Raw genomic sequence first — 10008 nt, 5'->3', positions numbered from 1 at the left:
CCCTGTGGCCCCCCGCGGCCGGTTGGTGTGTGGTAAGGCGGGTTAGAACCCGCCTTACCACTCACGAGGCCTGGGGCCCGGGTCGGTCAGGACGTGCTGCAGCTGACGCTCGGCCAGTTCCAGTTGCCGTTCGCCATGATGGTGACGCCCCAGTTGTCGCCGTTGCCGTTCGGTTTCGCGATCAGCACCTGGCTGCTCGGCCAAGTGGCGTTGATGTTCCAGGTGGCGCTGATGCGCGCGGGGCTGGGCACGTTCATCGTGACCGTCCACGAGGAGGAGCCGCTGACCGAGACGTTGAGGTTGTACCGGTCACCCCACCGCTGCCCCGCCGAAAGCGTGGCGGTGCAGTTGCCCCCGCCCGGTGTCGTGGTCGTGGTGGTCGGGGTCGTCGTCGTGGTGTCCGTCGGGGTGGTCGTGGGTGTCGTCGGGGTCGTCGTCGGGCCGGGACCGGCGGCGTTGAGGGCGTTCAGCACCGAGGTGTAGGCCGCCTTCTTGTTGCCGTTGCCGTCGAACAGCAGCGGGCTTTCGTTGGACCGCCACGAATCGCTGTCCCGCACGCCCCACACGGTGATGCCGACGCAGCGCGCGACGTTCATGCACGCCTGGGTCAGCGCCGAGTACTGCCCGGTGTTCGAGTTCGTGACGTCGACCTCGGTGAGCGCGACGTCGACGCCGAGCGCCGCGAAGCTGGAGATCGTCTGCTGGAAGTTGCCCGGCACCGAGCTGCCGCCGGTGAAGTGGGCCTGCAGGCCCACGCAGTCGATCGGGACGCCGCGGGACTTGAAGTCCTGCACCATCCGGTAGACGCCCTGGGTCTTGCCGTAGCTCCAGTTGTCGATGTTGTAGTCGTTGTAGCAGAGCTTGGTCGACGGGTCGGCCGCGCGCGCGGTCCGGAAGGCGACCTCGATCCAGTCGTTGCCGGTGCTCTGCAGGTTCGACGACCGGCGGCTGCCGTCCTCGTTGAACGCCTCGTTGACGACGTCCCAGTAGGCGAGCTTGCCCTGGTAGTGGGCCATCACCTTCTGGATGTGGTTGATCATCGCGTTGCGGAGGTTGCTGCCGCCCATGTTCTGCATCCAGCCCGGTTGCTGCGCGTGCCAGGCAAGGGTGTGGCCGCGGACCTTCGAGCCGTGGCTGACCGCCCAGTTGTAGATCTGGTCGCCCGCCGAGAAGTTGAACTGGTTCTGGTTCGGCTCGGTCGCGTCCGGCTTCATCTCGTTCTCGGCCGTCACCATGTTGAACTCGCGGGCCGCGATGGTGGTGTAGGCCGAGTTGCCGAGCCGGCTGCCGGCGATCGCCGTGCCGAAGTACCGGCCGGACTGCGCGGCCGCGGCGCCCAGCGTGCTGGCCGCGGCGTCCGCGCCGGGCGCGGTCACCAGAACGGTTGCGGTCGCGGCGACACTCGCCACGCCCGCCAGCACTCGCGTGGTCGTCGACCGCCACCAGCGCCTGCGGCGCAGGTCCGACGAACTTTCCGCCATCCGTGGTCTCCTTCGGTGAAGTTCCCCCGTTGCCAGCAGCAGAGCACGCCACCGAAGGGCCACGCAAAAAGTTTCGATCGACTTTCGACGCCACGCGTCCCGCCCCGGCTGAGACGGCGAAAGTTTCGGGCACCCCCGAAGCCGGTTTTGAGCTGGCGAAATCCGGTCGCCGGGTCCTGGTCCCGGCGCACAACCACGGTCGCCGCCGGACGTCTTTCAGGGAGTGATCATCGCAGCGATCCGGGAGGACGTGCCGCCGCGGGCCGGCGCGCGTCCTCCCGGCCGCCGGTGGCGGTGGCTGCTCCCGCTCGCGGTGTTCGCGCTGCTGGCCGAGATGGCGATCGCGATGGTCACCACGGCCGTCGAGCAGACCCCGACCATCGACGAGCCGGTCTACGTCGGCGCGGCGGTCTTTTCGCTGGAGCACGACAGCCTCCGGTACAACCCCGAGCACCCGCCGCTGGGGAAGCTCGTCATCGCGACCGGGCTCGCCTTCGCGGACGTGCACGTCGACGCCGGTTTCGCCGGCGACCAGACCCGGCTCGGCCGGTACGTGCTGTACGAGTCGGGCCACGACGCGGGCCGGCTGCTGCTGCTCGCCCGGTTGCCGGTCATCGTGCTGACGCTGCTCTTCGGGCTGGTCGTGTTCCTGTTCGCCCGCGATCTGGCCGGCCCGCCCGGCGGTGTCGTGGCGCTGGCGCTGTATGCGCTTTCCCCCGACCTGATCGCGCACGGGTCTCTGGCGACCCTCGACGTGCCGGTGGCCGGTTTCCTGGTGACGTCGGCCTGGCTGCTGTGGCGCGCCCGGAAACGTCCCTGGCGCCATCTTTCGTTGGCGGGACTGGCCTTGGGCGCGGCGGTGGCCACGAAGATGAGTGCCCTGGCCGCGGTTCCGGTGGCGCTGCTCCTGGCCGCGCTGTCGGCCTGGTACGCCTATGGTCCACAACGGACAGTCAGGCGTCTGGGCGCCGGCGTGGTGGCGGCCTTCGGCGTCGGGCTGATCGCGATCGCCGTCGTGTGGGTTTCGTACCTCGTCGTCGATCCGCAGCTGCGCTGGACACCGCCACCGGGCCTGCCCGCGGTCGAAGGCCTGCGGTCGCTCGCCGACCTGCTGCCGCTGCCGCGGCCGTACCTCGACGGCATGCGCGTCCAGTTCGGCTTCGAAGACCAGGTGTGGACCACGTTCCTGTTCGGCAGCGTGCACGTCGGTGCGCTGTGGTACTACCTCCCGGCCGCGCTGCTGGTGAAGACCCCGCTGGGCGCGCTGGCCCTCTGGACGGCCGGCGCCGTCGCGATGGTGGCGGTCCCCCGGCTGCGCCCGGCGGCACCGTACGTCCTGCTTCCCGCGGCCGTGCTGCTGGCCGCGGCGATGACGGGCAGCCGCGACCTCGGCGTCCGGTACGCGCTGTTCATGCCGATGTTCCTGGCCGTCGCGGCGGCCGGCGTGGTCACCGTCCGCCGCCGGTGGGCGCCGGTCGCCGTGGCCGCCCTGGTCGCGTTCACGGCGATCAGCTCGCTGCGGACGTTCCCCTACTACCTGCCGTACGCGAACGAGGCCTTCGGCGGCCCGGCCCGGACCCACCGGCAGCTGCACGACTCGAACGTCGACTGGGGCCAGGACCTGGGCCGGCTGGCCGAGCGCCTGAAACAGCGCTACCCGGGTGAACGGGTGTGGCTGGTCTACAAGGGCAGCGGCGTGCCGTCGTCCTACGGCATCGAGGCGGCCGACCCCCTGGCCGTGCCCCCGGACGCGGTGCACGGCCTGCTGGTGGTGTCGGATTCGGCCATCGCCAAGGCGGACGACCGCCTGGGATTCCTGCTGCGCACGAGCACCCCGCTCGACGACGTCGGGCACTCGATCACGATCCACCGCCGACCGTGAGCCGCCCGCCGAGCGTCTCCGGCATGATGATCGGGTGTCCCGAAGAGAGCTCCGCCCCGGACAGGTCTGGCTGATCGGCGTTCCGCTCAACCTGCTGCTGGCCATCCCCTGCGCCTACCCGGTCGCGCTGGGGCTGTTCGCGGTGCAGATCCTCGCGGGTGAGCTCGGTCTGGCCGAGGTCGCGGCCGAGTCCGGCGAAGCGGGGATCAAGATCGTGATCAGCCTGGTCCTGTTCCTGTTCGCCGTGCTCGTGGTGTTCGGCTTGAACGCCTTGTTCGCCTTCCGGGCCCCTGGCCTCGGGGTGGCCCGCTATTGGCTCGCGGTGGCCCTGCTGATCGTCGTCCCCGACGTCCTCTACTGGACCGTCATCCGCTAGGGCGCGGGCGGCCACACCCTCCACTTCGGACACCGTGGCCCGGCCGCGGGCGATCAGGTACGCCACGATATGGGCGGCCCGCAAGCCACTCGACCGGCTGCGCGCCGGACGGGTCCGGGGCCGAGCTGTCCCCCGGCCCGGCGCGCTCACATGTTCATGATGGGCAGCTGAGCGTCCGTTCTCGCCAGCCTGGCGAGGAACTGCTCGGGGCGGTCGGTCACCGGACGCAGCGCCTCCACCGCTTTCGCCCGCTGTCCCAATCCCGACCACACCACCGCCACGGCGAGCCCCAGGCCGTTGGCCACGTGGGGGCAACGCTGTCTCGCCAGCCGCAAGGCGGCGAGGCACTCCTGCAGGGCCTCGTCGTGGCGTTCGGTGCGGCTCAGCGCCATCGCCCGGTTCGCCAGCAGCATCACCCGCACGATCGGCGTGTCCTCGGTCTCGAGCTGGCGCGCCATGAGCTCGGCCGCCGCCGCGAACTCGCTCGTGCGGAACGCGGCCGCCCAGCCGGTGCGGTCGCTCAGCTGGATCAGGTCGATGACGCGCCCCTCCTCCGGCCACTCCGCCCGGTAGCCGAGGCGGAAGCTCTGCCACCCGTCCGGCTCCAGCGCCGGGAGCAGCGGGCGGATGTCCGTCGCGCACTGCTCCGCGCTCGGCCGGCAGTGCAGGAACACCGGCCGCGGGTCGTGCACCAGCGCCGTGCCGTCGCGGTCGAACAGCCAGTTCCCGCGGTGGGCGTCGCCGTGCAGGACGTTGCGGGAGTGCATCTTGGCGAGCGTGGTGCCGATCGCGAAGCCGTCCGGTTCGAGCGGCTGCGCTTCGGTCACCCACAGGTGCCGGAACTCGCGGTAGTCCGTCACCACCGGCTGGGCCTCACAGGGAACCGGCACGCTCTCGGCGTACGAGCAGAGGAAGCGGATGCTCTCGCGCCGGCCCACCACGAGCGGGTAGCGCGGGCCGCCCTCTCCGGTCAGGCTCGACAGCGGCACCGCCGCGCACTCCCCGATCGACTCCACGACGTCCCGCGGCCACTGGTCGAGGGTGCGCTCGCGCGGGATCTCCTCGCGCAGGAGCACGATCTCGCCGCGCCCCACCAGTTCGCGCACCGGCAGCAGGTCGGTGCCGGTGACCTCGGTCGCCTCGACGGACGCCGCGCCGAGTTCGAGCAGGAACGTCACCGCCCCAGCATAGGATGGGCGGCGTGGCCGAAACCGGGGAAAACGTGGCGCTGGTGACCCAGACCCTGGTCGCCAACGCCAGCAGCGTCCTGAGCCGTCCGGAAACCTTGAGCCTGCCGCTGTTCCTCGACCTCTGCGCGCTCTGCGAAGCGGTGGTGCTCCTCGACCGCCTGGAAGCGCTGGGCGCGGCGGACGACCACGTCAACGTCCTGGGCCGGCGGCTCGGCGAGGAAGGGCTCTACCGCACGTTCCGGCCGGCGCTGTCCCCCGATGAGCTGCGGCGCGTCATGCTGCGGCTGCCGGACGAGCTCGCGAAACGCATCACCCTCGACGCCGGCGGCCCCGAGCACACCGCCGACGCGTCCGGCGCGCTGCCCGGCCTGGACTACACGACCGGGCTGAACAACCTCCTCGCCCAGGTCGACGCGCTCGGCGGGTACGCCAGCAGCCGCGACGGCTCGGTCAAGGAGCGGCTGTACCGCGGCAACGGCTACCTCATCGTGGCCGCCGCGCACGGCCTGGACTACTTCCCGGACTTCGACCGGGTGCCGTTCGTGGCGGGCACGCTGCAGAAGACCTACCGCTCGCTGCCGCGCCGGCTGTACGACGAGGTCAGCGAATCGCTCGACGAGCCGCTCAACGGCGGCGACCTCGTCGCCGAGTGGACGGCGATGTCGACCATCCCGATCCCGCCGATCAGCGCTCTGGTGCTCTCGCGCGCGGCTTCGCTCGGCGACGTCCCGGAGCAGCTGCTGCGCGTGCGCGACGAATTCCGCCGCTATCGGCGCTATTTCGGCGAATTCAAGGCCGATCTGCGCAACGCCGACACGATCCGGGAGCGCCGGAAGCTGCTGGCCAGGTACCAGGCCCTGCTGGCCGAAGCGAGCGGTCCCGACCGCGAAACCGTGTCGCTGACCGAGATGCTGAACTTGACGGAGAAGGCCGTGAAGGCCGCGGCCGGCCCGGCACTGCCGACGAGCTACGGCGCCCTGCTGGTGACGCAGCCGGTGGACTGGATCCGCCGCTGGTGGCAGCGGCGCCCGCTGGCCATCCTGTTCCGGCTGGACAGCAAGCTGCCGCGGCTGTCGGAGTACCGGGACCTGGTCGGCAAGCTGTGGGGCGAGGAGGCGGGCCGGCTGCTGCTCGGCCAGGTCCCCGGCCACGGCGCCCGGCTGCGCGCCCTGATGGCCGACGCCGAGCCGGCCTGACCACGGCCGGCGGGTGAAACTTTCAGCCGCGCCCGGGCTCCCGCCAGCGGTGACGCCGCTTCGGCCGTGAATTGCTTGCCAGAACCGGATTCCTTGCGAACGATGGTCACGGACCAGCCTGCGAACCGGCGGTTCCCCCCGCCCGGCGACGCCCCGGAGCACCCCGCCCATCGACTTCTGCGACGGAGATCCGATGTCCCTGCGCTTCCCCGGCCGGCGGAGACTGACCGCCGTGCCCCTGCTCGCGTTGGCCGCGGCCACGCTCGTCCCCATCGCGGAGGCGGCCCCCGCCCAGCCCGGCACCCTGCCGGTCTACCGCGACACCCACTACAGCTTCGCCGAACGGGCCGCCGACCTGGTCGCCCGCATGACGCTGCCCGAGAAGGTCCTGCAGCTGCGCACCAACAGCGCCCCCGCCATCCCGCGGCTCGGCGTCCAGCAGTACACCTACTGGAGCGAAGGCCAGCACGGCCTCAACACCCTCGGCGCGAACACCAACGCGGGCACGGTCACCGGCGGGGTGCACGCCACGAGCTTCCCGACCAACCTCGCCAGCACGATGTCCTGGGACCCGGACCTGATCCACCAGGAGACCACGGCGATCTCCGACGAGGCCCGCGGCATACTGGACAAGTCGCTGTGGGGCGTCGGGCAGAACAACATCGGCCCGGACAAGAACAACTACGGCTCCCTGACCTACTGGGCCCCGACGGTCAACCTCGACCGCGACCCGCGGTGGGGCCGCACCGACGAAGGCTTCGGCGAGGACCCCTACCTGGTGGCGAAGATGGCCGGCGCGTTCGTCAACGGCTACCAGGGCCAGACGCCGTCCGGGAAGCCGGCGACACCGTACCTCAAGGTCGCCGCGACCGCCAAGCACTACGCGCTCAACGACGTCGAGAACGACCGGCACGCGGACTCCTCGGACACCACCGAGACCAACATCCGCGACTACTACACCCGGCAGTTCCGGCACCTGATCCAGGACGCGCACGTCGCCGGCCTGATGACGTCGTACAACGCGATCAACGGCACGCCGGCGCCGGCCGACACCTACACGGCGAACGCCATCGCCCAGCGCACCTACGGCTTCGACGGCTACATCACCTCCGACTGCGGCGCGGTCGGCGACGTCTACGCAGCGGGCAGCCACAACTGGGCGCCGCCCGGCTGGACCACGACCACCGCCGGGGCGGCGACGCAGTGGACGAACACCGCCACCGGCCAGAAGGTGTCCGGTGCCGCGGGCGGCCAGGCGTACGCCCTGCGCGCCGGGACGCAGCTCAACTGCACCGGCTCGGAAGCCACCGTGGCCAACATCCAGGAGGCCATCAAGGCCGGGGTGCTGTCCGAAGGCGTGCTCGACACCGCGCTGGTGCACGTGTTCACCATCCGCATGCAGACCGGCGAGTTCGACCCGCCGGACCGGGTGGCCTACACGAAGATCACCAAGGACGTCATCCAGAGCGCCGAGCACCAGGCGCTGGCCGCGAAGGTCGCCGCGAACTCACTGGTCCTGCTCAAGAACGACCCGGTCGCCGGCGCGGGCGCGCCGCTGCTGCCCGCCGACCCGGCGAAGCTCGGCAGCGTGGTGGTCGTCGGCGATCTCACCAACAAGGTCACCCTCGGCGGCTACTCCGGTGAGCCCGCGCTGCAGGTCAACGCCGTGCAGGGCATCACGACCGCGGTCAAGGCCGCCCGCCCGGACGCCACGGTCACGTTCGACGCGTGCGGCACGTCCACCGGCACGACCACGGCGGCGAGCTGCTCGGCGGCGACCCTCGCGGCGATGAAGACGGCCGATCTGGTCGTGGTGTTCGCCGGGACCGACGGGAACGTCGCCACCGAGGGCCGGGACCGCACCACCATCGCCATGCCCGGCAACTACGACTCGCTGATCGACCAGGTCAAGGCGGCCGGCAACCCGCGGACCGCGCTGGCCGTCCAGGCCGGCGGCGCCGTGTCGCTCGGCCACGCCGCCGGGATCCCGGGCGTCGTGTTCAGCTCGTACAACGGCGAAAGCCAGGGCACCGCGCTCGCCGACGTCCTGTTCGGCAAGCAGAACCCCAGCGGGCACCTGAACTTCACCTGGTACACCGACGACGCGCAGCTGCCGGCCATGAAGAACTACGGCCTGACGCCGTCGCAGACCGGCGGCCTCGGCCGCACCTACCAGTACTTCACCGGCACCCCGGCCTACCCGTTCGGCTACGGCCTCTCCTACACGAAGTTCGCCTACTCCCGCGTGCACGCCGACACCAAGTCCGTCGACGCGAACGGGCAGGTGACGGTGCACGCCGACGTCACGAACACCGGCACCACGCCCGGCGCCAGCGTCGCCCAGCTGTACGCGGCCACGGCGTTCGACGTCCCCGGTGTCGAACTGCCGCGCCAGCGCCTGGCTGGGTTCAAGAAGACGAACGTGCTGGCGCCGGGCCAGACCCAGCACGTGACCTTCCCGGTGCGGATCAGCGATCTTTCGTTCTGGGACGAGGGAAAGCGCCGCGAAGTGGTGTACCCCGGCGCCTACCGGTTCGGCGTCGGCACCGACTCCGGCCACCTCGCCGGCACCGCCTCGGTCGCCGTCAAGGGCGCCCTGGCGCCGAAGACGAAGTACGTGACCGTGCAGCCCGGCCAGGTCGTGTTCACCCCGGGCCAGCGCCTCGACCTGACGGCGAAGAACCCGTGGATCGCCGACGTCACCGCTCAGGCCGACCAGCACACGCCGGCCGACCACGTCGTCGAGGCGGTGCACGACGACCAGTCGTTCGTCAACCTGTCCCGGGCCCGGATCGGGTACCGCAGCAGCGATCCGCGGGTCGCCCAGGTGAGCCGGACCGGCCAGGTGACCATGGTGGCGCCCGGTGTCGCGACGATCAGCGTCACGGTCGACGGCGTCACCGGCACCACGCCGGTGGTGGTCGAGCAGCCGTTCACGCTCAGCGCACCGGCGCAGGTGACGGCGGGGACGACGTACACCGCCACCACCACCCTGCCCAACCCGGCGGGTGCCCGGCCGCTGCGTGACGTGGCCCTGACGCTCAGCGTGCCGGCCGGCTGGACCGCGAAGGCCACCTCGCCGTCCACCTTCGCCACCGTGCCCGCCGGGCAGACCGTCAGCACCGCCTGGGAGATCGCCGTGCCGGAGTCGGCGCAGCCCGGCAAGTTCGACGTCTCGGCGCAGGCCACGTTCACCTCGGCCAACGGCCGCGGCACGGCGGTGGACGCGACCACCGTGCTGCTGCCCCACCCGCCGTACCCGTCGCTGGCCGCGGCCCGCAACAACGTGGGCATCAGCGACGACGCCACCCCCGGCGCGGGCAACTTCGACGGCGGCAACGCCAGCTTCTCCGCGCAGGCACTGGCCGCGGCGACGCCCAGCCTGACACCGGGGGCGACGTTCACCCACAACGGGCTGACGTTCACCTGGCCGGACGCCCAGCCGGGCAGCCCGGACAACGTGGTCGCGGGCAGCTCGGCCGGCGGGCAGACCATCGCGCTCTCGGGCTCCGGGACCACGCTGGGCCTGATCGGCGCGGGCGATTACGGCAGCCCGAGCGGAACGGCGACGGTGACCTACACCGACGGGACGACCGAGTCCCACTCGGTGAGTTTCGCGGACTGGTGGTCCAACGCGGCCACCGGCGGCGACATCCTCACCACGCTGCCCTACCTCAACAACAGCAACGGACGGCTGGACCAGCGGGTGAGCCTGTACTACGCCCCGATCCCGCTGCAGCCGGGGAAGACGGTGCAGTACCTGACCCTGCCGGACGTCAGCGACGGCGCGAACATGGGCACCGCGGCGATGCACATCTTCTCCGTCGCCATCGGCTGACCGCCGTCGTGAGTGGTAATGAGGGTTAGAACCCTCATTACCACT

General features: G+C 71.2%; 6 protein-coding genes. 4 read left to right on the top strand and 2 right to left on the bottom strand.

What is annotated here, in order from left to right; all coding sequences use genetic code 11:
* Nucleotides 1–86 precede the first annotated feature (86 nt).
* Nucleotides 87–1481, bottom strand: a complete 1395-nt coding sequence (locus ACWEF6_RS23735; RefSeq protein WP_449684954.1) for an endo-1,4-beta-xylanase — start codon at nucleotides 1479–1481, stop codon at nucleotides 87–89.
* A gap of 223 nt (nucleotides 1482–1704) precedes the next feature.
* Between ACWEF6_RS23735 and ACWEF6_RS23730 the strand changes: the two genes are divergently transcribed.
* Complete coding sequence (locus ACWEF6_RS23730; protein ID WP_449684953.1) at nucleotides 1705–3363, top strand: ArnT family glycosyltransferase; 1659 nt, start codon at nucleotides 1705–1707, stop codon at nucleotides 3361–3363.
* Between the two features lie 34 nt (nucleotides 3364–3397).
* Nucleotides 3398–3739: a hypothetical protein gene (locus tag ACWEF6_RS23725; RefSeq protein ID WP_449684952.1), complete on the top strand. Its 342-nt coding sequence runs from the start codon at nucleotides 3398–3400 to the stop codon at nucleotides 3737–3739.
* A gap of 146 nt (nucleotides 3740–3885) precedes the next feature.
* Here the strand turns inward: ACWEF6_RS23725 and ACWEF6_RS23720 are convergent, their stop codons facing one another.
* Entirely contained in the window at nucleotides 3886–4917 is a 1032-nt protein-coding gene (locus ACWEF6_RS23720; RefSeq protein WP_449684951.1) for a hypothetical protein, read from the bottom strand.
* A 23-nt stretch (nucleotides 4918–4940) separates the two neighbouring features.
* On the opposite strand from ACWEF6_RS23720, the gene ACWEF6_RS23715 reads away from it, so the two are divergent.
* The gene (locus ACWEF6_RS23715; protein WP_449684950.1) at nucleotides 4941–6125 is read left to right on the top strand and encodes a hypothetical protein; all 1185 of its coding nucleotides are present in this window, start codon (nucleotides 4941–4943) and stop codon (nucleotides 6123–6125) included.
* A gap of 193 nt (nucleotides 6126–6318) precedes the next feature.
* The gene (locus ACWEF6_RS23710; protein WP_449684949.1) at nucleotides 6319–9963 is read left to right on the top strand and encodes a glycoside hydrolase family 3 C-terminal domain-containing protein; all 3645 of its coding nucleotides are present in this window, start codon (nucleotides 6319–6321) and stop codon (nucleotides 9961–9963) included.
* Nucleotides 9964–10008 lie beyond the last annotated feature (45 nt).

Source organism: Amycolatopsis sp. NPDC004772 (assembly GCF_053601215.1).
The sequence above is the reverse complement of the archived record's forward strand: the minus strand, read 5'-3'. Positions and strand labels throughout refer to the sequence as shown.